The sequence below is a fragment of the Sphingobium sp. genome (genome assembly GCF_049304695.1).
GTDB lineage: Bacteria > Pseudomonadota > Alphaproteobacteria > Sphingomonadales > Sphingomonadaceae > Sphingobium.
The window spans coordinates 102,235-122,169 of record NZ_JBAQOK010000096.1; the positions used below are offsets into that span (position 1 = coordinate 102,235).

The window sequence follows — 19,935 nt, forward strand, 5'->3', positions numbered from 1 at the left end:
CTTTAGGGAATGACGGTGATGGCGATGGAATAGCTGCCGACGTCCCCGTCATGATCCAGTGGCGCACGCAGTTGGCGCGACAGGCCAGTGAGCACCCGGCCATAGCGTTCCTCCAGCAGGGAGGTCATATCGGGCGATGCACGCAACCCGGCCGAAACGACGCTCAGGATCGCGCGGTCTTCGCGATCGGACTGCAACTGCACGGAAATTCGCATCGCGCTTTGCGGCGCCAGCATCATAGCCAGTTCGACCAGCTCTGTGAGGAGGAACGCGATCGGCACGGCCACGTCCTGACTGATATGCAGGTTGTCGCTGTCGATCTGGATGGCGAAACGCCTAGCCCCGGCAGGCGCTGTTCCGCGCAGGCTGGCGGACAGTTCGCTGATTAATGGGCGCACGCCCACGCCGCGATTTTCCTCCAACTCGGCAAAATGATTGCGATGGACGACCGACAGGGCATCGACCCTGCGCTGAATGGAGGAATAGGCCTCGATTGCTTCAGGCTCCTGTGCCGATCGCGCATGCAGGCTGATCAGGCTGGCTATAATTTGGAGGTTATTCTTGACCCGATGATGCACTTCGCGCGTCAATTTCCGCTGGGTTTCAAGCCCCTCGGCCATTTCAGCTTCATGCGTGGCAACATCTTCGCTGATTTCGCGAAATGTTTCGCCCAAAGCGACGATTTCCTGTGCCGGGGTACGTATCCGCTCCATGGGTTGGAGCACCTCGCCCGGCTGATAGGCGGCGACCGTGCGGCGCAGCAGCACCAGCGGGCGGATCAGTAGGCGGTTGACGACGAACCACCCAATGGCCGCGGCGGCGAACCACATGACGAGGGGCAGAAATAATGACAGCATGCGCGCGATCGTCGCGGGCGGCTCACGTACGGTCATCGTCAACAGGATGTCGGGCGGGTCGAGCCGGGCCGACAGGCTGGCGCTGTTGGCGGTGATCGGCATCATGCCGGGGCGTCCTATCATCAGGCGTTCATTGCCCTGCCGCAGGCTCAACTGCCGATTTTGCAGTGCCGTCGCGGGATCGGCTACGCTTTCCAGATGCGCGCGGGAATAATAAGCGAGAGCGACAAGGCTATCGTCGCGACTGCGCACACGGATCAGGAGATATTGGGATTGAGGCAGAATCTGGGCGCCCCTGCCCACGAAGCGGTTTACCCTATCCACGCCTGCCGGTTCTGACTCGGGCGATCCACAGCGCCGTTTTCCTTGGCGGTCGTAAATGTAGAAATGGCCGCTATCGCTGTCATGAGAGGTCAGAAACAGGCCTAACCTGTGACAAATGCCAGCGTCACCCTCGCGCAAGCCAGCCAGTGTGTTGACCGCCAGTTCCAGAGCGGTGCGGTCCGATTGCAGGTCTGCAGTGAGTTTGCGGGCGCTTTGCATGACGGCCACACGCAGCAACGATTCCTTTTCAAGATCGGCGGTGCGGATGGCCTGAAGCGATGCGACGAGCGCGATCAATCCAAGCGGTAGAAGGGCCAACGTCAGAATCAGGAACATCTTGACGCCGGTAGAACGAAAAAAGCTGGAGGTGGTATCAAGCACGAAGCGGTTGTTTCCGATATGATTGTCGAAGGAAACCGTCCCCGATTAGATTAATTATCAGCCTAATTTGCTCAGGAGGTCCAGCATTTCAGATGGAATATCTTCCTCCACGGCGCGCTGGTATACGGTACGCAGCGCTTGCGACACATGCGTTTCTTCTTTCGTTTCCGTATTGCGCTTGCGAGGCGATGGGGGTGCCTTCACGATGTCGTCCTGACCAATGCCAGCTAACCCACCCCCGTCAGCCGCCATTTGTTCCGTAGATGAAGAAACCAAAATCAGCCCCTCTGAAGCAATTATGATACGCCAGTCAGCCCCGTTTTGCGACTTTCTTAACGAAGGTCAATTCGTCGATGGCTGAAACCGGCATAAAAATATGCATATGTCGAAAAAACCCGATGGCAGCGAAACAAATCGAGCGGTTGATAGTTCCCCCAGGCGATGCTTTTTTTGCTTGGCCGTCTTTGATGACGGAGTTGGGGGATAGGGGTTGCTATAAGCGCATCAACATTCCATCTTTCCGTCGCCAGCATGTGAGGGCGCCGATGTTTATGAATAGCACGCCCCAGTTGGGCAGGGAGAAGATCTGACGATGTCGCTTGGACAGCAACTGCACCCCCATCTTCCGTTTCTGCGGCGTTACGCCCGTGCGCTGACCGGCAGCCAAACTCACGGCGACGCTTATGTTCGTGCCACGCTGGAAGCGATCGTCGCAGCGCCAGATGAGTTTCCGTCAGAAATCGATCCGCGGCTTGGCTTGTATCGGACGTTTCACGCCATCTGGTCCTCGTCGCATCTCGAGGATATTCCGGTCAGTTCCGATAGCAGCCGTGAGGCCGTAGCTCAGGCGCGTCTTGCTCGGCTGACTCCGCTGCCCCGTCAGGCGCTGCTGTTGACGGCGCTGGAAGGTTTTACCATCGACGATGTAAGCTATCTGATCAATGTGGATAGCATCGATGTCGAAGCACTTGTCGAAGAAGCGTTGGAAGAGATTGAGGCGCAGACTCGAGCCAAGGTGTTGATAATTGAGGATGAGCCAATTATCGCGATGGATATCGAAACCATCGTGCGCGATCTTGGTCATGATGTGACCGCGATCGCTGTGACGCGCGAAGACGCGGTGCGTGAAGCAATGGCGGATCGTCCTGGTCTCGTACTGGCGGATATTCAGCTAGCGGATGACAGCAGCGGTATCGATGCTGTCAAGGATATCCTTGCGGAATTTTCCGTGCCCGTGATTTTCATCACTGCCTTCCCCGAACGGTTGTTGACTGGCGAACGGCCTGAGCCGACTTTTCTGATAACAAAGCCGTTCCAGCGATCGACTGTGAAAGCGGCGATTTCGCAGGCATTATTCTTCGATGAAGCGACGGCGCCCGCCTGACCTGGAAGGGCTTCAAAAGGATGAAGGAACTCCCGGTCGATCCTTGCGTTGAACAGGCGTAACGATCGGGAGGGTGGTAATGGTCGATATCTGTAATGACGGCCACCGCGTTTGCATCGATACCATATCCATGCGCATTAGGTATGTTGCGCCATTTGATGCTCGTCATCATTGCGAGATTTTCTGATATATTTGGTATCGATGTTTCCTCGTGCGACATTTTGGTATTTGATAATAAACATTCTAGGATGTGAGCGCATTTATGGTTTCAATGACGTCGGTTCATGCGGCGAAGGCGGCGGCCAGCACGGGGGACGTTCCCATGGATGAAGTGAGCGTAGACGAGATCGGCCATCCCGAAGAGCGCGCGGCTTTGTCCGACAGCGATTTCAAACGGGAACTTGCCGCCGTCATTCCCCATCTTCGCGCCTTTGGCCGGTCTTTGTCAGGCAATCGCGATGTCGCGGACGATTTGGTGCAGGAAACTCTGCTTAAGGCATGGGCGGCACGCCAGCGCTTTCAGGCAGGTACGAACATGCGCGCCTGGACCTTCATCATCCTGCGCAATCATTATCTGTCGCAGATGCGCCGCTCGCGATTTCGTGGTGAGTGGGACGACCTCACGGCGGATCGCATCCTCGCTGCGCCTGCCGGGCAGGACAAACATGTCGAATTGAGCGACATGCAGCGGGCATTGTTGCAGCTACCACAGCCTCAACGTGAAGCATTGATACTCGTGGGTGCGGGTGGCTTTGCCTATGAAGAAGCTGCTGAAATCTGTGGTGTGGCTGTCGGCACCATCAAGAGCCGTGTCGCACGCGGTCGCGCTGCGCTTGAGCAAATATTGGAAAATGGCGATTTGCCGTCGCGTCGGCTTCAGGCCACCACAGATACGGCGGTACTTGACGAGATTATGGACGATGTCGATCGGTTGAGCCGCAATCGGGACCATGGCGGCAGGTCGGAATAAGGAACGATCTGCTCCGTTCGCTGGTTAAGGCGGATGGAGATAAAATCATGCGTTATGATCCAACCGGGCAAAGCGACCCACCCGTCCATATTTCTACTGTTCGGGCGTCCAAAGGTAGCGGCATCGTCTTTTTCTTGGTCTCGCTATCGCTGGTCCTGGCAATTGCTTTTTTCTATATGACCAAAGAGGTTCGGGAAGATAATCGTGCCGACGCGATGGTACAGGCAGTAGCTGCTGTGGGCGATCAGGCTGCGCATATCGGTGAATCAGCGCGCAAAGCTGGCAACAGGCTGCTCGATAAAGATTGATCATCTCTGCACTTTCAAGCCGGAAATGCACGGCTTGACTATATAGCCGATCTCGGAAGCCTTGAGGTGATTTCATGTCATCTCCGATAACAGTCGATTCAGGATTTCTTTGCCATTTTCGGGCAGGGTGTGATCCTGTCGGATTTTCTTACATATAATTGTAAGCTGGTCCGGCTTTATCTGTCCGCTGGTTGGACAGGTCCGTGGGATCGATAGAGCTACGATGATCAGGCTGTTCAAACATTATGTCCCGCATGCCGTGCTGTTGTTGGGCCTGCTTGATTTCGCGCTCCTGCTCTGCGCCGCCGAGGGTGGCTGGATTTTGCGTGCGCGTCAGATTGGCATGGACATCGATCATGTATCGACGCGTATTGGGCCATTGCTCAGTTTTGCCCTGTCGATCCAGACGGCGATGATTGCAGTCGGGGTGTATGGAACAGAAGCGCTACAGTCGATCCGCTTCGCCTTTGCCCGATTGCTGGTCGCTGTTTCGCTCGGCGTGATTTTCCTCTCCGTCCTCTATTTTCTGCTGCCGGGCATGACGCTTTGGCGTTCCAATTCGCTTTACGCCATGGGCATGGCAATGGGGCTGCTGGTCGCGGTGCGCCTGATGCTGGGGTCCATGCTGGGCGGGGAAGCGTTCAAGCGGCGCTTGGTCGTCCTGGGCGCAGGCAATCGGGCTGCGCGCATCCGCGACTTGGAAAGCAAGAAGGGTGCGGGCTTCCTTGTCGTCGGCTTCATCGCCATGAATGACGGACCGCAGGTCGTGCAGGAAGCGATCAATCGAAGCGCCATTTTCAACCTGTCCGATTTCGTCGTGCGGCTCAATGCCAGCGAAGTCGTCCTGGCGCTGGAGGAACGGCGTAACGCCGTCCCTATGTCCGATCTGCTGCGCATCAAGACGACGGGCGTCCATGTCAACGACCTGTCGACCTTTCTGGAACGCGAAACAGGGCGTGTCGATTTGGCCAGCGTCAATCCAAGCTGGTTGATCTTTTCCGATGGCTTTTCCGCCGGTCGTCGCTTGTCCAGCTTTGCCAAGCGCCTGTTCGACATCATCGCCAGCTTGATTCTGCTGCTTTTGACCGGGCCGGTGATCGTGCTGGCCGCTATCATGGTCAAGTTCGACAGCAAAGGCCCGGCCTTCTACCGGCAACAGCGTGTTGGCCTGTTCGGGCAGGAGTTCTGGATCGTGAAGCTGCGCACCATGCGGCTTGATGCAGAAGTGGCGGGGCAGGCGGTCTGGGCGGAAAAGGATGATCCGCGCATCACCCGGCTTGGCTATTGGCTACGCAAGCTGCGCATTGATGAACTGCCCCAGACCTGGACCGTGTTGAAGGGGGAAATGAGCTTCGTCGGGCCAAGACCGGAACGCCGTCAGTTCGTCGAGGATCTGGAACAGCATCTGCGCTATTATGCCGAACGGCATATGGTAAAGCCCGGCATCACGGGCTGGGCGCAGATCAACTATCCCTATGGCGCGTCGATCGAGGATGCGCGGCACAAGCTGGAATATGACCTCTATTACGCCAAAAATTACACGCCGTTTCTGGATCTGCTGATCCTGATCCAGACGCTGAGGGTCGTCCTGTGGCCCGAAGGCGCGCGCTAAGGCGCTAGGGGGCATGGGCGCTCTCCTGCAATTTGTCGGCGATTGGGGCCATGCCCTGGCGGCAGTGCTGTTCGCGGCACTGGGCATCTTCATCCTGAGGCGGCGCAACGACGCGATCGAGCCTCGGATGCTGGCTGCCGCGCTGCTGCTAACGTCCTGCTGGGCGCTGTATGTGTCTTTTGGCGGCGTCTCGAAACCGCTGACCGGGATCGGCGAAAGCATCCGTAATGCGGCATGGCTTTTAACGATGTTCGTCATGCTAAGGCGTGGCCCGGTAGGCCGAGCGGCCCCGACAATGGCCGTATTCGCGATTTATGCAGTGCTCGGCGGATTGCTTCTCCTTCAGACGTCGACTGACCTGTTGTGGCGGCAATTGTCGCCGCTCAGTGAGTTGCATCACGCGCTGGTCGTCATATCGTCCATCTTGCGCATGATGACTGCGATCGGCAGCCTGCTGCTGATCCACCATCTCTATACCGCCTGGCCTTCACGCGAGCGGGGCGGGGTTGCGCTGCTGCTGGGATCGCTGGCGGCGATGTGGACCTATGATCTTGCGCTCTACGCGATATGCTATTTCACGCCCGATCAGGTAAGCGAACTCTACGCCTTGCGCGGCCCACTTATGGCGCTGCTCGCGCCCGTGATCGCGGTTGGCATGCGCAAGGATCTGTCGGGTCGCGTGCAATTGTCGCGCACTCTGACGTTCCAATCGCTCTCGGTCGTCGCTCTGGCGCTCTATGTCGTGGTCTTGACGGCGATGGCCGTGTTAATCGAACTGATCGCCGGTCCTTACGCGCGCGTGGTGGAAATAGGCGCGGTCTTTTTTACAGCCGTGACTGCTTTAGTGCTGCTGCCCTCGCCTCAGATGCGCGCGCTTTGGAAAGTACAGGTCGCCAAGCATTTCTTTCAGCATCGCTACGATTATCGCACCGAATGGATGCGCTTTGGCGAGACGATCGGCCGGCCAGGCGAAAACCCCGCTCCTCTGGCTGAGCGTGTGGCCAAGGCGGTAGCCGACATTACCGATTCCCCGGCTGCTATCCTGCTGCTGCGCACTGATCGCGGCGATCTGATGGTCGAAACGCACTGGAACTGGGGCGGCGATTTACCCGATGGCGGCACAATATCCGCTGACGTCGTTACGCGGCTGGAGCAGACGGGGTGGATCATTGATCTGGGTCGGCCGCGCATGGGCGACGGAGCGCTGCGCTTGCCTGAATGGTTGATCGCAGATGCGCGCGCCTGGGCTTTGGCGCCGCTCAATCATTATGGCCGGATGATCGGCGCAATCCTGCTGGCGCGTCCGGCGATCGACCGGCGACTGGACTGGGAAGATTTCGACATGTTGCGCGCGGCCGGGCGGCAGGCGGCGACCTATATCAGTGAAGCGCAGGGTCAGCAGGCTTTGGACGATGCGCAGCGCTTCGACGAGTTCAACCGCCGCTTTGCCTTCATCATGCATGACGTCAAAAATCTGGTCAGCCAGTTGTCGCTGCTCGCGCGCAATGCCGAACGCCATGCCGACAACCCGGACTTTCGGGCCGACATGGTGCTGACGCTCAAGGATTCGGTCGGCAAGATGAATGACATGCTCGCGCGCCTGTCGCAGCATAATAAGGGCCGCGCGGAAGAGCCGCACCCGATTGCGCTGCGCGATGTGATCGATCAGGTCGCCCGTAGCCGCGCCCGGCAGCATCCGATCGTTGTCAGGGGCGATGCGCCGCTCGCGCTTGCCGATCCCGCGCGGGTCGAACAGATACTGACGCATCTGCTGCAAAATGCGATCGACGCCAGTGCGCCATCCAGTCCCGTCGATCTTTGCCTGTCCGCCGACGCCACCGACATAATGGTTGAGATTGTCGATCGGGGTAGGGGCATGAGCGCAGAATATATTCGCCGCGACCTTTTCAAGCCATTTTCGTCCAGCAAGGCGGGCGGGTTCGGCATCGGCGCGTTCGAGGCGCGCGCGCTCGCCCAAGCGATGGGTGGCCGGATCGACGTGGAAAGCAGGCCCGGCGTCGGCAGCCGCTTCATCCTGTACCTGCCCCATGCACCGCATATAAGTACTGAAGAGAAGGCTGCCTGATGAGCGATACCCGCCCAAAATTGCTGATCGTCGAGGATGATCCGGGCCTGCAAAGGCAGTTGCGCTGGGCCTATGAGGATTATCAGCTTTTCATTGCGGGCGATCGTGAGGAGGCGATTGAGATGCTGCGCGCGGAGACGCCCGATGTCGTCACGCTGGACCTTGGCCTGCCGCCCGATCCCGACGGTACGAGTGAGGGTTTTGCCACGCTGGCGGAAATATTGCGGATCAAACCGGATACCAAGGTCATCGTCGCATCAGGCCACGGAGCACGTGAAAGTGCGCTCGACGCAATTTCCGGCGGAGCCTATGATTTCTATCAGAAACCGGTGGACATAGACGAACTGGGCCTGATCGTGCGCCGGGCCTTCCACGTTCATGGTCTGGAACTCGAAAATGTCCGTCTTGCGCAGGGTGCGCCGCCAGATAGCCGGGTGTTGGGCAGGCTGATCAGTGCCGCGCCGGAAATGACCAAGGTCGCGCGGACTATCGAAAGAGTAGCCAGCGCGGAGGTTTCCGTATTACTGCTGGGCGCGAGCGGAACGGGTAAGGAATTGCTGGCGCAGGGGCTGCATGACGCCAGCCCCCGACGCGATGGCACATTCGTGGCCATCAATTGCGCCGCCATCCCAGAAACGCTGCTCGAATCCGAGCTGTTCGGCCACGAAAAGGGCGCTTTCACCGGCGCGATCAAGACGACGCCGGGGAAGATCGAGCAGGCGCAAGGCGGCACGCTGTTTCTGGATGAGGTGGGCGACATTCCGCTCGCGCTCCAGGTCAAGCTGCTTCGGTTCATTCAGGAACGCACGATCGAACGCGTCGGCGGGCGGCAGACGATCGCGGTCGATACGCGGATCGTGTGTGCCACGCATCAAAATCTGGAGGAGATGATTGCGGCGGGTACTTTCCGTGAGGATCTCTATTATCGGCTGGCCGAAATCGTCATCCGTATTCCGGCGCTCAAGGACCGACCGGGCGATCCTGCCTTGCTGGCACGGCATTTCCTGACGCGGTTCGCGCGCGATATGAACCCGCAGGTCAAGGGGCTGGCCCCCGATGCGCTGGCGTCGCTCGACATGTGGACTTGGCCCGGCAATGTGCGGGAGCTGGAAAACCGTGTGAAGCGCGCGGTTATCATGGCCGACGGCAAGCTGGTGACGGCCGCCGACCTCGACCTGGACGGTGAGCGTGGGCAGGGCGGCGAACTGGTGAACCTGAAGGCTGCACGCGAAATGGCAGACCGTCGGGCGATCCGCCACGCGATCGCGCGCACCGACGGCAATATTTCCGGCGCGGCCAAGATATTGGGGATCAGTCGGCCCACGCTCTACGACCTGCTCAAACAATATCAGATGCAGGCGTGAGGCCATGACCCGTTTGCGGCTAATCATTCTTGGCGGAATCGTGCTCGCGCTGCTTGCTGTATCCGGCTTGTGGCAATGGCGCGCGCATGAACGGGACGGTCGCGCCGCGTTGAAGCGTGGTCTCGTTGCGCTGGACAAGGGTGATGCGCGCGCGGCGCGGATCGAGTTGATGAACGCGATCAAGGGCAATCCGCGATCAGTCGCCGCGCGCGTAGCGCAGGCTAGGGCGTTGGCTGAACTGGGCGATGGCGCAGGCGCGCAAACGGAAGTAGCGCGTGCGCGGACCTTGGGCGCCAGCCCGGCTCAGACGCGCGCGGTGATGGCACAGGCCTTGTTGCTGGAAGGGCATGGACAGGCCGCGATGGAGGAAGCGCAGGCAAATGATATTGCTGACGGGCAGAAGCTACCCGCCGCGCGCATCGCGGCTCGCGCAGCGATGGCTTTGGGCGATACCGGGCGGGCGCAGGCGATGTTGGCCGATACGCTGGCTCGCAACCCGAATGATGCCGAAAGCTGGATCGATCTGGGCAGGCTGAGGTTAGCAACTGGAGATCAGGCAGGCGCGATCGGCGCGGCCGAACGGGCGGTCGCGCTGTCGCCCAATGATGCAAAGGCGCTGACGCTACGCGCGGAACTGGTGCGGTCGCAATATGGCCTGACTGCGTCGCTGCCCTGGTTCGATCGTGTATTAAAGGCCAATCCTGATTCCGTGCCCGCGCTGGAGCAATATGCTGCGACGCTGGCTGATGCTGGGCAGGCAGAGCACATGTTGAGCCTGACCCGCCGCATACTGGGGTTGGATCCGGGCAATGCGCGCGCGTGGATGATGCAGGCGGTGATGGCAGCGCGAGCAGACGATTATGACCTGGCCCGACGATTGCTGGCGCGCACTCAGGGGCGGCTGGATGGCGAACCGGCCACCCGGTTGCTACGCGGGGTGCTGCATATCGAGGATGGCAATGGCGTGCTGGCGGCACAGGCGCTCGTTCCTCTGGTCGAGGATCAGCCGGACAATCGCGTCGCCAGGACATTATTGGCGCGCGCCTATTATATGGCGGGCGATTTCGCGTCTGCGGCGACAATATTGGCGCCCATCGTCGCCCAGCGGGATGCCGACCCCTATGTGCTGACGCTGGCGGCGCGAGCGCAGGAAGGTTTGGGCGACCGGGCCTTGGCCGACGATATGCTGATCCGCGCTGCATGGCCGGTGCGCGCGCGCCGACGCCTTCGCCAGCCCGCGCGATGGGACGCTGGTCGCCGCGCCGCCGGACAACAGCGCCACGGCGCGGGAGAATATTCCCTATATCCGAGCACTGCTCAGTACCGGGCAGGCGGAGGAGGCGGTGCGCCGTGCGGAGATGCTGAGCAGCGCCAATCCCGGCGTGCCCGACGCATGGATCATTCGCGGCGATGCGCTGGGGGTGGCGGGACAGACTGGCGAAGCGGCGCGTGCCTATGAGATGGCGGCCAATATTCGGTTCGACCGCAACGTAGCGCTGCGTCTGGGGGGGGCATTGGTGCGGGCGGGTAATGGCGCACGGGCGCGACAGGTGGTGCAGTTGTTCCTGACGCAAAACCCCGATGATGTCGATGCGCGACGGCTGTGCGCCAACGTCATGCTGGACATGCAGGATTGGCGCGGGGCGCTACGCCTGCTTCAGGCGGTGTGGGCGCAGGTGGGAGACAATGATGCTATATTGATGAGCGATCTCGCACGCGCCGCGCTGGAAAGCGGTGATCGGACGCGCGCTCTGGCCTATGCCGCGCACGCCTATCGCCTGATGCCGGGCAATCCTATGATGGCCGATATCTATGGCTGGATTTTGATGCGCACCGGCGCGGCCGGGCCAAAAGCGGTAGATATGCTGGAAAAGGCGGTTGCGATGGCACCGGGCATTCCCTTGCTGCAATTGCATCTGGGGCAAGCCTATGCTGCCGCTGGGCGCAAAGGAGAGGCGAAGCTCGCGCTAGGGCGGGCGGCGGCAATACAGGGCTTTGTCGGGCAGAAAGACGCGCGCGAGGCACTCGCCCGACTATAGCCGCTCAGGCCTTTTGCAGGTCCAGATCGTCGAGCCGGATGCCAAGGCGCTGCATCTGGGCAGCGACTGGCGGCCAGACGCTTTCCATGAAGCGTTCGCGTTCGGCCATGCGCAATTTGCGGACTGCGCCATGGGCAACGAACATGCCTACGCCGCGCTTCACCAGTACCAGTCCGTCATCCTGAAAACTTTGATACGCCTTTGCTACCGTCAAGGGGTTGGCACCCTGCTGCGCAGCAAACGCCCGAACGGATGGAAGTAAGTCGCCATCCGCAAAGGCCCCGTCCAATATGGAGGCGGCGATAATCTCGCGCAGGCGGAGATAGACAGGTTTGGATTCATCGGACATAGTGCGTCAGTGCCATAATACAGCTATGCGGGTCAAGCAGCGACGTTACGTTTAACCATTTGTCTGCGTAATTATCTGTCCCAAATGGAAACCACTGCGTCATAATCTGGCCGTGGGCGTTCGTCCTGCGGACGTCCCGGCGTTCCGATGAAAATGAATCCCGCCAGATTCTGGCCTTCCTCGCCAAAGGCCGCATGCACATCGGAATTATAGGTCGGCCAACCAGTCAGCCATCCGCCCGCAAAGCCCAGTGCATGGGTCGCATGCAGCAGGTTCATGATCGCCGCGCCGACTGACAGTTCCTGTTCCCAGACCGGTATCTTGCTCCCCGCGACCGGCGCGGACAGGGCGACGATCAGCGTTGGCGCCTGATGGGCGAACTGCTCCATCGTCTCGATCTCCAGCCGCCCGGCATCCGGCTTTTCGGCGCGATAGGCATGTGTCAGCAGTTCTGCCAGCGCAGCGCGCCTGTCCTGTGGCACGATGACGAAGCGCCAGGGAGCGAGTTTGCCATGGTCCGGGGTGCGCAGTGCGACCTCCAATATCTGGCGTAACTGCGCGTCGTCCGGGCCGGGTGCGACCAGGTCGCGTGGCTTGCCCGAGCGGCGGGTCTGGAGAAGGGCGAGCGGGGAGGAGAGGTCGTTGAACATCGATCCGACAGATGGCGAGGCGGCACGCCGGGCGCAAGGGGACAAGCCTGTTTTGACAGTCGTGATATTTCCGCTCTAGGCTGCGCCCCATCAAGAGGCCGCGCTTCCTGCGCGCCCGACCATAATGATAAGAAGGGGGCCGAATGGCGACCTCAGACAGGGTAGCGGCGGAGGCAGGCAAGACCTGGCTTGGCCATCCGCGCGGGCTGTATCTGCTGTTCTTTGCGGAAATGTGGGAGCGTTTTTCCTATTATGGAATGCGCGCGATCCTGATTTTCTACCTGACCAAACATTTCCTGTTCGGTGAGGACAGGGCGTATCTGCTTTACGGCGCCTACACGTCGCTGGTCTATATCACGCCGGTGATAGGCGGCTATCTGGCCGACCGGTTCCTGGGGCCGCGCAAGGCCGTGTTGGTGGGTGGCGTATTCATTGCCATTGGTCATTTCCTGATCGCCATTACCGAAGGGCCGGGGGGGCAGGACCCCTTCTTCCTCAACGGATTTTATCTGGCGCTGGCCAGCATCATCGTAGGCACGGGCTTTCTAAAAGCCAATATCTCCGTGCTGGTAGGCGAACTCTATCCCCGCGACGACCATCGCCGCGATCCGGCCTTTTCGATCTTCTACATGGGCATCAACATGGGCGGCATGCTGGGGCCGATCGTGTGTGGCCTGCTTGGCGAACTATGGGGATGGAGCTGGGGCTTTGGCGCGGCAGGCGTGGGCATGCTGGCGGGCCTCGTCATGTTCGTGTGGCTCAAGCCCTGGCTGCTGGGGAAGGGCGAGCCACCCGCGCCGCAGCAGTTGCGCGAGCCGACGGCGGCGCGGGTGTCGCAGGAATGGGCGATCTATCTGGGCGCGGCGCTGGGCGTCGTCGCCATCTGGATGGTCATTCGCTACGCTGAATTGCTGGGCTTTGCGCTGTTGGGCTTTTCCGCGCTGACGGTTGCCTACATCATATGGCGGACGGTAGGGACGCTGGGCAAGGTCGATCGCGACCGGATGTTTGCCGCGCTGTTCCTGATCGCGCTCAACCCCCTGTTCTGGGGCTTGTTCGAGCAGACGGGATCGTCGCTCAACATCTTTACCGACCGCAACGTCGATCGTGGCATATTGGGGTGGGAAGTCCCTGCGTCGCTGTTCCAGTCGGTCAATTCGATCTTCATCATCCTGCTAGCTCCGCTGTTCGCGATGCTATGGACATTCCTCGATCGGCGGCGGCTGGAGCCGTCTTCGCCCGCCAAGTTCGGCGTGGGCCTGATCCTGTGCGGTGCGGGATTCCTCGTGCTGGTCGCGGGCGCGGCGATGGCGGGGGAGCGCCTGACCCCGGTGCTGTTCGTATTTCTGATCTACCTGTTCCACACGATGGCCGAACTCTGCTTCTCGCCGGTCGGCTTGTCGGCGATGACGCGTCTGTCGGTGTCCAGCATGGTCGGGCTGGTCATGGGCACATGGTTTCTGGCGATGGCGGCGGGCAATTTCATCGCTGGCCTGATCGCGCGCGCGACCGGCAGCGGTGAGGCGGGCGGGGTCGGGCAGGTGCTGGACGTCTATAGCCGCATCGGCTGGTTTTCCATCGTGGTCGGTGGTCTGGTGCTGCTCGTGTCGCCCTACATCAAGCGGCTGATGCATCTCGATCTGCTGACGACGGACAATAAGGCGTGAGCGGAGGCATGTGCGCACGCGGCTGAGCATCTGTGCGGGCAAGCGGCGCTACCCGTCGGTGGAGGCGGCGGGGACGGCGGCGGCAAAGGCCGACATCGTGCTGCGTGCCTATCGTTGCGACCGTTGCGGGCAGTTTCACCTGACCAGTCGGACCAAGGGCAAGCGGATCGCCCGACCGGCTTAATTCATTGGTGAGGATCGTCGGATAGATTGGCGTGATGCGCTATAAATCCATTCTCCTCCTGTCCGCTTTGATGGCAACGCCGCTCGCGGCTTCTGGCGACATTCCGATGGTCGTGATCGGCTTGCCCTTCGCGCCGGAAACGCCCCGGCCCGTGGACAGCACACACCCGCTGCATCACCGGATAGAGGTGGGCGAGGTCGAGGGATTGCCGCCGATCGTGAAGAGTTCGGCGCTTAATGTTTTCGGCGCGGCCAAGCGGTCCAGCGTGAACAAGGCGCTGCGCGAGAGCGTGGACAGGATGAACATGCTCGCCCCCGATGCACAGGCGGCCAAGGTCAGCTTGTCCGTGCGCTGGGGTGGGAGCGAGACGCCGTTTCGGATTGCGACCAGCAATGTCGCGAGCGCCACGCTGCACTATAGACTGGCGCGGATAGACGATGGCCGAATCCTGTTCGAGCGGGATATCACAACGTCGGTCAAGGGCGGGGGCGTGGACGCCGGGATGCGTGATGACGGCATCGTCCGCGCAGCGATCGGCGCGAATTTCGCGTCGGCGCTGAATTGCATCGACCGGGCGGCGTTCGGCACCGCGCCTGCCGATTGCGCGCTGGAGCCGAAATTTTCCGTCAGGGTCGAGCGGCGTTATTAGCTGTCGGTCGCGCCCCAGATGTCGCTGACCTTCACATATCCACGCTGGCCCTTCACATCGAGGGCGCACCAGTCGCCCGAACAATTGGACAGCCTGCCCACAACGCCCTTTTGCGCGCGAAAGACGGCGCGGGCGGTGTCGCTTGGGGAATCGCGCAAGGGAGCGGCTTCTGCCCGGACGATCGCCGTTTTGGTATCGCTGAGCAGGCGGACGTGCATCCAGCCCTGCGCGCCGTCAGGGTCCTGCACCTTGCGCCACAGGCCCAGCACCTGCAGCACCTTCACTGGCAAATCGCGACGGCGGTAGATCCAGTTGGACGGATAGTCGAGGCTGGGGCCGACGCGCATGCGTGCCTCATCCTGCGTCAGTGAGGCCCAATAGGGGACGGGCTTTGCCGAGGCGGCGGTCGCGGGCTGCGGGGCCGATCCTGCCACGCCCCATGCCGCAGCGAGACCGGCGGCCAGCATCATCCGCTTCATTCCAGACCTGTTTTTCCTGTCAGACATGCCATTCCCATACGCCCTGTCATCGCGGTCCGACAAGCACTCTTGTCATATCCGCTTGACCGGGCGCGCGGGCGGGCATAGCGGCGGGACATGGCCCAGAAACCGCGTTCGAGCAAACCGCGCCCCGCCAAGCCGCGCGTCATCATTACGCGCCGTTTGCCCCCTCAGGTGGAGGCGCGGATGGCCGAACTGTTCGACGCCAGTTTCAACGTCGGCGACGTGGCCATGAACCGCACCGAACTGACGCGAGCCATGGCGCAGTGCGACGTGCTGGTGCCGTGCATCACCGACCAGATCGACGCCGCGCTGATCGCCAGCGCGTCCGACCGACTGCAACTGATCGCCAGTTTTGGCAGCGGAGTCGACCATATCGACCTGAACGCCGCGCAGGCGCGGGGGATCATCGTCACCAATACGCCGGGCGTCCTGACCGAAGATACCGCCGACATGACGATGGCGCTGATCCTGTCGGTCCCCCGCCGTCTGGCCGAGGGGGAGAAGCTGGTGCGGGCTGGCCAGTGGCGCGGATGGAGTCCGTCGGGGATGCTGGGCCACCGGATCGGGGGCAAGAAGCTGGGCATCATCGGTATGGGGCGGATCGGCCGGGCGGTCGCGCGGCGGGCGCGGGCATTCGGCCTGTCGATCGCCTATCACAACCGCCACCGCCTGCCTTTCGAGGTCGAGCAGGAGCTGGAGGCGGAGTGGCATGGCGGTCTGGACGCGATGCTGGGGGCGAGCGATATCGTGTCGATCCACTGTCCGCTCAATGCCGATAGCCGGGGGCTGATCGACGCCCGGCGGATCGCGATGATGGCGCCGCACGCTTACCTGATCAATACGTCGCGAGCGGAGATTACCGACGAACCCGCGCTGATCGCGGCGCTGGACGAAGGACGGATCGCGGGTGCGGGGCTGGACGTCTATACCCATGAACCGGCGGTCGATGACCGACTGATGGCTTTGCCCAATGTCGTGCTGTTGCCGCATATGGGGTCGGCGACGATCGAGGGGCGGGACGCCACCGGGGCGCGGGTTATCGCCAATATCCGTAGCTGGGCCGATGGGCATCGGCCGCCCAATCAGGTGCTGGAGGGGTGGGTGTGAAAACCCTTTCCGGCCGGTCCTGGTCGCGATGTGATTTCCAGAGTGAGCACCACAGGTTTTGCGGTTATTGGCTTTGAATTGCCAGTTAAGTCATTGTTATATCAAGATAATATTTTAAGCGTGTAGGACTTTGAATCGCGTTTTGTGGAACTCGCGCGGTGCTGATCTGTTTGAATGAGCGGAAAACGCACTTTTACTGCAAGGATGTCTTCATGCTCAAGCTGGCCTTCATCTCTCTTGTCATCGCGGGCGTGCTGGCGCTGCTGGGCTTTGGCGGCGCGGCGGGGACGTTCGTCGGGATCGCCAAGATATTGTTCTTCATCGCGCTGGCGCTGTTCGCGCTGTTTCTGGTGCTGGGCATCGTGGCTGGCCGGAAGATCAAGGACAGCCTGGATTGACGGCATGACCGATATTGGCGCTGGCGTGGACGAGTTGGGGCGGCTGGTGCGCGACGATGGCGGCTTCCTGCTCCAGCGCGATGGCGGTGGGACATATCGGCTGGTGCTGCTGCGCGTGCCGGTCGATTGCGTCGAGAAGCGGGTGCGCGTGCGCGGGTTTTACGCGGGCGGCGATGTTGTCGAGGCGGATGGGGTGGCGCTGGTTTGAGGGGGCGTGGGTTTCCGGGCTGAGGCGATTAGGGCGGTGTGATCTCGCGCAGGAGGAAGCCTGGGCTGCCGTTGGACTGGGTTCCCGCCTTCGCGGGAACACGGTTTTTTTTAGGAGTGGGCGCTCGGTAGCTAGGCGATAGTTACAGAAGGCCTTTGGTCTCAAATAGACCGTTGCGGCATGTTCATCCTCCTTGGGGAGCGGGACCATTGCGTAGTTGATGGTGGAGGGGTTTCCCCTTATCGAGAGGGTTACACCCCTCCGTCAGGCTCCGCCTGCCACCTCCCCTTGCAGGGGAGGATGACGGAAAGCGACCACTTGCAGTCCTTCCTGCGCTACGGCATCATTTCCGAATGCAGACGCTAAATAAAAGACTTGCGACGGTTGTCTTGGTGACAGTTGCAACGCTGTTGATGTCCTGCTCGCCTCGTCCAGTCGAAATTCAAGCGTGCCTCGTCGGGGAAAAGCTCGCTTTTCATGTGGAAAATACGCGCGGTTGGTTCTCCGATAGCGTTGCTCGACCTTGGAGCGTGTCAGTATTTGAATATCGAACCAAATCTGCTTGGGAAACCAAAGTTCCTTACGGTTTGGCTGAAAATCGGGAGCATACATATCAGCCGCAGCGGAGCATTATTCTGTATGGGGATCGCTATGCTGGATGGGAAATTCCTAGGGAACCTGAACCGCTGTCCAGAGGAAAGGCTTACGTGGTGACAATTTGGTCGGACGGCGGTCAAGGCATGTTGGATATGGTTTACGGAACTACGCTCCCTCCATGTCCTGACGGCAGCGAAAGTCCCTGATCGTCTAAAAGCTGCCCGTCCCCTTTACACCCATTTCGTCATTCCCGTGCAGGCGGGAACCCATCTCCTGGCCTCTCCAGATCAAAAGGCGGGAGATGGGTTCCCGCCTTCGCGGGGATGACGGCGGGGGATGGCGCGTTCATAACTCGCCCTTGTCGGTCGTTCTGTTTATCGGCTCATGGCCTGATAGCTTCCTGCCCTCGCAAAAGCAGGACGGGACGGAGGCTTGCCAAATCCAATCTGACGGGCGATCCTCCGCCTATGCGCACCATCCTTTCCGCCCTCACCCTGTCCCTGCTGCTGTCCGCCGCGCCCCTGTCGGCGCAGAGCGCGCACGACGGCCTGACCAAAGTCATCGACGATCATTGGGCGTGGTGGCTGTCGGTGCATCCTACCGATGCGACGGCGCGGGGGGTGCGGGATTATGATGACCGGATTTATGACATGTCGCTGGCGGCCCGCGCGGGGCAGGTGAAGGCGGAGCAGGGCTTTGTTGCGCGGCTGGAGGCGATTGGGGAGGGGGGGCTTGATGCTGCCGATCGGGTCAATCGGGCGGTGCTGTTGTGGATGTTGCGCGACGATATAGCGGGGGAGGCGCATCAGGCCGAGCGGTTGATGCTGTTTACGACCTATTATGGCTGGCATCAGGGCTTTGCCGGGATGGCCGATGGGCTGCCTTTCTATAATCGTGCCGATTATGAGAGCTATCTCAAGCGACTGTCGCTTTACCCGAAGCAGAATGGCGATGCGCTGGCGATCACGCGGCAGGCGATCAAGGGTGGCTATGTGCAGCCCTGTTCGGTGCTGGGCAATTATGCAGCGTCGATCAGCGGGATCGTGGCGGGGAAGCCGGAGGAGACGCGTTTTTACGAACCGTTCAAGCGCACGCGGCCTCGTGACGTCAGCGAAGCGGACTGGGCGGCGATGCAGGCGCGGGCGGTGGCGACGATCCGCGATGTCGTGTCGCCCGAATATGGCCAATGGCACGATTTGTTCGTGAAAGACTATCTGCCCCATTGCCGCAAGAGCGATAGCGCGTCGGCTCTGCCGGGCGGCAAGGCCTGGTATGCCAGCCGGGTGCGGACGCATACGACGACTGACCTGACGCCGGACCAGATACACCAGATCGGGCTGGACGAGGTGGCGCGGATCGGCAAGCGGATGGATGCTGTGGCCAAGCAAGCGGGCTATCCAACGCGCGCGGCGTTTATCGCGCATCTGCGGACTGATCCCAGCTATTACGCCAAGACGCCGGAGGAACTGCTGCGCGTTGCGGCGCGGCAGGCGAAGGCGATCGACGGTCTGTTGCCGCGCTATTTCGGCACGCTGCCGCGCCTGCCCTATGGGTTGAAGCCGATCCCGGCGGCAGAGGCGGAGGGGACGACGACCGCCTATTATATGCAGGGGTCGCCCGAAGCGGGCATTGCGGGCACCTATTTCGTCAATACGTCGAAGCTGGACCAGCGGCCTTTCTGGGAACTGCCCGCGCTGACCGCGCATGAGGCAGTGCCGGGGCATCATAACCAGATCGCGTTGCAGCAGGAATTGCCGCTGCCGCCGTTCCGCAAATATCTGGCGGGCTTTACCGCCTATGTCGAAGGATGGGCGCTCTATACCGAATATCTGGTCGAAGAGATGGGGCTGTACGACACGCCGGCCAAGATGATGGGGCGGCTGTCGTACGAGATGTGGCGGGCGTGCCGGCTGGTGGTGGATACCGGCATCCATGGACAAGGATGGGACAAGGCGCGTGCGGTGGCGTTTATGAAGGCGAACAGCGCGCTGTCGGACGCGAATATCGATGCGGAGGTCAATCGCTATATCAGCTGGCCGGGGCAGGCGCTGGGCTACAAGCTGGGCGAGATCAGGATACGGGCTTTGCGGGCGAAGGCGGAAGAGGCGCTGGGCGGCAAGTTCGATCTGCGGCGGTTTCATGACGCGGTGCTGGCGCAGGGGGCAGTGCCGCTGACGGTGCTGGAGGCGCAGATGGATGCGTGGATTTTGGCGGAGAAGGGGCGTTAGGATCAGTGAGCGAGGCGCAAACCTTGATCCGTTCGTTTCGAGCGAAGTCGAGAAACCGATAACATAGTGC

Annotated in this window: 21 protein-coding genes; 16 read left to right on the plus strand and 5 right to left on the minus strand. The window is 61.0% G+C overall.

All coding sequences use genetic code 11. The annotated features are described in order from the left end of the window. Positions 1 to 2: 2 nt before the first annotated feature. Both WA070_RS19850 and WA070_RS19855 read right to left on the minus strand, forming a co-directional pair. Positions 3 to 1,517 carry a sensor histidine kinase gene (locus WA070_RS19850; RefSeq protein WP_422635662.1) on the minus strand — a complete coding sequence of 505 codons (1,515 nt, stop codon included), beginning with the start codon at positions 1,515 to 1,517 and terminating at the stop codon, positions 3 to 5. Between the two features lie 102 nt (positions 1,518 to 1,619). Then, entirely contained in the window at positions 1,620 to 1,838 is a 219-nt protein-coding gene (locus tag WA070_RS19855) for a NepR family anti-sigma factor (RefSeq protein ID WP_422635638.1), read from the minus strand. A gap of 316 nt (positions 1,839 to 2,154) precedes the next feature. Here WA070_RS19855 and WA070_RS19860 point away from each other — a divergent pair, with 316 nt between their 5' ends. The 8 genes from WA070_RS19860 to WA070_RS19895 all read left to right on the plus strand — a co-directional run bounded on the left by WA070_RS19860 (position 2,155) and on the right by WA070_RS19895 (position 11,325). After that, on the plus strand, positions 2,155 to 2,946 hold the full coding sequence (locus WA070_RS19860; RefSeq protein ID WP_422635639.1) for a response regulator: 792 nt from the start codon (positions 2,155 to 2,157) through the stop codon (positions 2,944 to 2,946). Between the two features lie 322 nt (positions 2,947 to 3,268). Further along, a complete protein-coding gene (locus WA070_RS19865) occupies positions 3,269 to 3,916 on the plus strand; it encodes a sigma-70 family RNA polymerase sigma factor (protein WP_422635663.1) in 648 nt (215 codons plus the stop codon). A gap of 47 nt (positions 3,917 to 3,963) precedes the next feature. Then, entirely contained in the window at positions 3,964 to 4,224 is a 261-nt protein-coding gene (locus WA070_RS19870) for a hypothetical protein (protein ID WP_422635640.1), read from the plus strand. 223 nt (positions 4,225 to 4,447) lie between these two features. Beyond that, on the plus strand, positions 4,448 to 5,836 hold the full coding sequence (locus tag WA070_RS19875; RefSeq protein ID WP_422635641.1) for a TIGR03013 family XrtA/PEP-CTERM system glycosyltransferase: 1,389 nt from the start codon (positions 4,448 to 4,450) through the stop codon (positions 5,834 to 5,836). A 13-nt stretch (positions 5,837 to 5,849) separates the two neighbouring features. Next, positions 5,850 to 7,922, plus strand: coding sequence for an XrtA/PEP-CTERM system histidine kinase PrsK (gene prsK, locus WA070_RS19880; RefSeq protein WP_422635642.1), 2,073 nt, complete (start codon positions 5,850 to 5,852; stop codon positions 7,920 to 7,922). After that, entirely contained in the window at positions 7,922 to 9,286 is a 1,365-nt protein-coding gene (prsR, locus tag WA070_RS19885) for a PEP-CTERM-box response regulator transcription factor (RefSeq protein WP_422635643.1), read from the plus strand. Before prsK ends, prsR begins: the two co-directional genes overlap by 1 nt. 4 nt (positions 9,287 to 9,290) lie before the next feature. Continuing rightward, positions 9,291 to 10,745 carry a tetratricopeptide repeat protein gene (locus WA070_RS19890; RefSeq protein WP_422635644.1) on the plus strand — a complete coding sequence of 485 codons (1,455 nt, stop codon included), beginning with the start codon at positions 9,291 to 9,293 and terminating at the stop codon, positions 10,743 to 10,745. Then, positions 10,630 to 11,325, plus strand: a complete 696-nt coding sequence (locus WA070_RS19895; protein ID WP_422635645.1) for a tetratricopeptide repeat protein — start codon at positions 10,630 to 10,632, stop codon at positions 11,323 to 11,325. The genes WA070_RS19890 and WA070_RS19895 overlap by 116 nt, the downstream gene beginning before the upstream one ends. Positions 11,326 to 11,329: 4 nt before the next feature. Here WA070_RS19895 and WA070_RS19900 read toward each other — a convergent pair whose 3' ends face one another. After that, on the minus strand, positions 11,330 to 11,674 hold the full coding sequence (locus tag WA070_RS19900) for a GntR family transcriptional regulator (RefSeq protein WP_422635646.1): 345 nt from the start codon (positions 11,672 to 11,674) through the stop codon (positions 11,330 to 11,332). Between the two features lie 71 nt (positions 11,675 to 11,745). Continuing rightward, positions 11,746 to 12,324, minus strand: a complete 579-nt coding sequence (locus tag WA070_RS19905; RefSeq protein WP_422635647.1) for a nitroreductase family protein — start codon at positions 12,322 to 12,324, stop codon at positions 11,746 to 11,748. Between the two features lie 143 nt (positions 12,325 to 12,467). Here WA070_RS19905 and WA070_RS19910 point away from each other — a divergent pair, with 143 nt between their 5' ends. Genes WA070_RS19910 through WA070_RS19920 form a run of 3 tightly spaced genes read left to right on the plus strand, consistent with a single transcriptional unit; the run spans position 12,468 to position 14,824 of the window. Next, positions 12,468 to 13,991 (plus strand): peptide MFS transporter, encoded by a 1,524-nt coding sequence (locus tag WA070_RS19910; RefSeq protein ID WP_422635648.1) that lies wholly within the window; start codon positions 12,468 to 12,470, stop codon positions 13,989 to 13,991. Between the two features lie 10 nt (positions 13,992 to 14,001). Next, positions 14,002 to 14,175 (plus strand): hypothetical protein, encoded by a 174-nt coding sequence (locus tag WA070_RS19915; RefSeq protein WP_422635649.1) that lies wholly within the window; start codon positions 14,002 to 14,004, stop codon positions 14,173 to 14,175. Between the two features lie 34 nt (positions 14,176 to 14,209). Then, the gene (locus tag WA070_RS19920; RefSeq protein WP_422635650.1) at positions 14,210 to 14,824 is read left to right on the plus strand and encodes a hypothetical protein; all 615 of its coding nucleotides are present in this window, start codon (positions 14,210 to 14,212) and stop codon (positions 14,822 to 14,824) included. Here WA070_RS19920 and WA070_RS19925 read toward each other — a convergent pair. Next, positions 14,821 to 15,330, minus strand: a complete 510-nt coding sequence (locus WA070_RS19925; RefSeq protein WP_422635651.1) for an SH3 domain-containing protein — start codon at positions 15,328 to 15,330, stop codon at positions 14,821 to 14,823. The two genes, WA070_RS19920 and WA070_RS19925, sit on opposite strands and share 4 nt — an antisense overlap. A gap of 90 nt (positions 15,331 to 15,420) precedes the next feature. Between WA070_RS19925 and WA070_RS19930 the strand changes: the two genes are divergently transcribed. From WA070_RS19930 to WA070_RS19950, 5 genes are all read left to right on the plus strand, one after another. Continuing rightward, positions 15,421 to 16,434, plus strand: a complete 1,014-nt coding sequence (locus WA070_RS19930; RefSeq protein ID WP_422635652.1) for a 2-hydroxyacid dehydrogenase — start codon at positions 15,421 to 15,423, stop codon at positions 16,432 to 16,434. 212 nt (positions 16,435 to 16,646) lie between these two features. Further along, positions 16,647 to 16,832 (plus strand): DUF1328 family protein, encoded by a 186-nt coding sequence (locus WA070_RS19935; protein WP_422635653.1) that lies wholly within the window; start codon positions 16,647 to 16,649, stop codon positions 16,830 to 16,832. Positions 16,833 to 16,836: 4 nt separating this feature from the next. Next, positions 16,837 to 17,040, plus strand: coding sequence for a DUF5818 domain-containing protein (locus WA070_RS19940; RefSeq protein WP_422635654.1), 204 nt, complete (start codon positions 16,837 to 16,839; stop codon positions 17,038 to 17,040). A 353-nt stretch (positions 17,041 to 17,393) separates the two neighbouring features. Then, positions 17,394 to 17,843 (plus strand): hypothetical protein, encoded by a 450-nt coding sequence (locus WA070_RS19945; protein WP_422635655.1) that lies wholly within the window; start codon positions 17,394 to 17,396, stop codon positions 17,841 to 17,843. A gap of 261 nt (positions 17,844 to 18,104) precedes the next feature. After that, a complete protein-coding gene (locus WA070_RS19950) occupies positions 18,105 to 19,865 on the plus strand; it encodes a DUF885 domain-containing protein (RefSeq protein WP_422635656.1) in 1,761 nt (586 codons plus the stop codon). The last annotated feature ends 70 nt before the right edge of the window (positions 19,866 to 19,935 follow it).

Bases quoted from the DNA above. Each gene is read 5' to 3' on its own strand.
- WA070_RS19850 (WP_422635662.1), bottom strand. From the start codon at position 1,517: ATGTTCCTGATTCTGACGTTGGCCCTTCTACCGCTTGGATTGATCGCG.
- WA070_RS19860 (WP_422635639.1), top strand. From the start codon at position 2,155: ATGTCGCTTGGACAGCAACTGCACCCCCATCTTCCGTTTCTGCGGCGT.
- WA070_RS19865 (WP_422635663.1), top strand. From the start codon at position 3,269: ATGGATGAAGTGAGCGTAGACGAGATCGGCCATCCCGAAGAGCGCGCG.
- WA070_RS19870 (WP_422635640.1), top strand. From the start codon at position 3,964: ATGCGTTATGATCCAACCGGGCAAAGCGACCCACCCGTCCATATTTCT.
- WA070_RS19875 (WP_422635641.1), top strand. From the start codon at position 4,448: ATGATCAGGCTGTTCAAACATTATGTCCCGCATGCCGTGCTGTTGTTG.
- prsK (WP_422635642.1), top strand. From the start codon at position 5,850: ATGGGCGCTCTCCTGCAATTTGTCGGCGATTGGGGCCATGCCCTGGCG.
- prsR (WP_422635643.1), top strand. From the start codon at position 7,922: ATGAGCGATACCCGCCCAAAATTGCTGATCGTCGAGGATGATCCGGGC.
- WA070_RS19890 (WP_422635644.1), top strand. From the start codon at position 9,291: ATGACCCGTTTGCGGCTAATCATTCTTGGCGGAATCGTGCTCGCGCTG.
- WA070_RS19900 (WP_422635646.1), bottom strand. From the start codon at position 11,674: ATGTCCGATGAATCCAAACCTGTCTATCTCCGCCTGCGCGAGATTATC.
- WA070_RS19905 (WP_422635647.1), bottom strand. From the start codon at position 12,324: ATGTTCAACGACCTCTCCTCCCCGCTCGCCCTTCTCCAGACCCGCCGC.
- WA070_RS19910 (WP_422635648.1), top strand. From the start codon at position 12,468: ATGGCGACCTCAGACAGGGTAGCGGCGGAGGCAGGCAAGACCTGGCTT.
- WA070_RS19920 (WP_422635650.1), top strand. From the start codon at position 14,210: ATGCGCTATAAATCCATTCTCCTCCTGTCCGCTTTGATGGCAACGCCG.
- WA070_RS19925 (WP_422635651.1), bottom strand. From the start codon at position 15,330: ATGTCTGACAGGAAAAACAGGTCTGGAATGAAGCGGATGATGCTGGCC.
- WA070_RS19930 (WP_422635652.1), top strand. From the start codon at position 15,421: ATGGCCCAGAAACCGCGTTCGAGCAAACCGCGCCCCGCCAAGCCGCGC.
- WA070_RS19935 (WP_422635653.1), top strand. From the start codon at position 16,647: ATGCTCAAGCTGGCCTTCATCTCTCTTGTCATCGCGGGCGTGCTGGCG.
- WA070_RS19940 (WP_422635654.1), top strand. From the start codon at position 16,837: ATGACCGATATTGGCGCTGGCGTGGACGAGTTGGGGCGGCTGGTGCGC.
- WA070_RS19945 (WP_422635655.1), top strand. From the start codon at position 17,394: ATGCAGACGCTAAATAAAAGACTTGCGACGGTTGTCTTGGTGACAGTT.
- WA070_RS19950 (WP_422635656.1), top strand. From the start codon at position 18,105: ATGCGCACCATCCTTTCCGCCCTCACCCTGTCCCTGCTGCTGTCCGCC.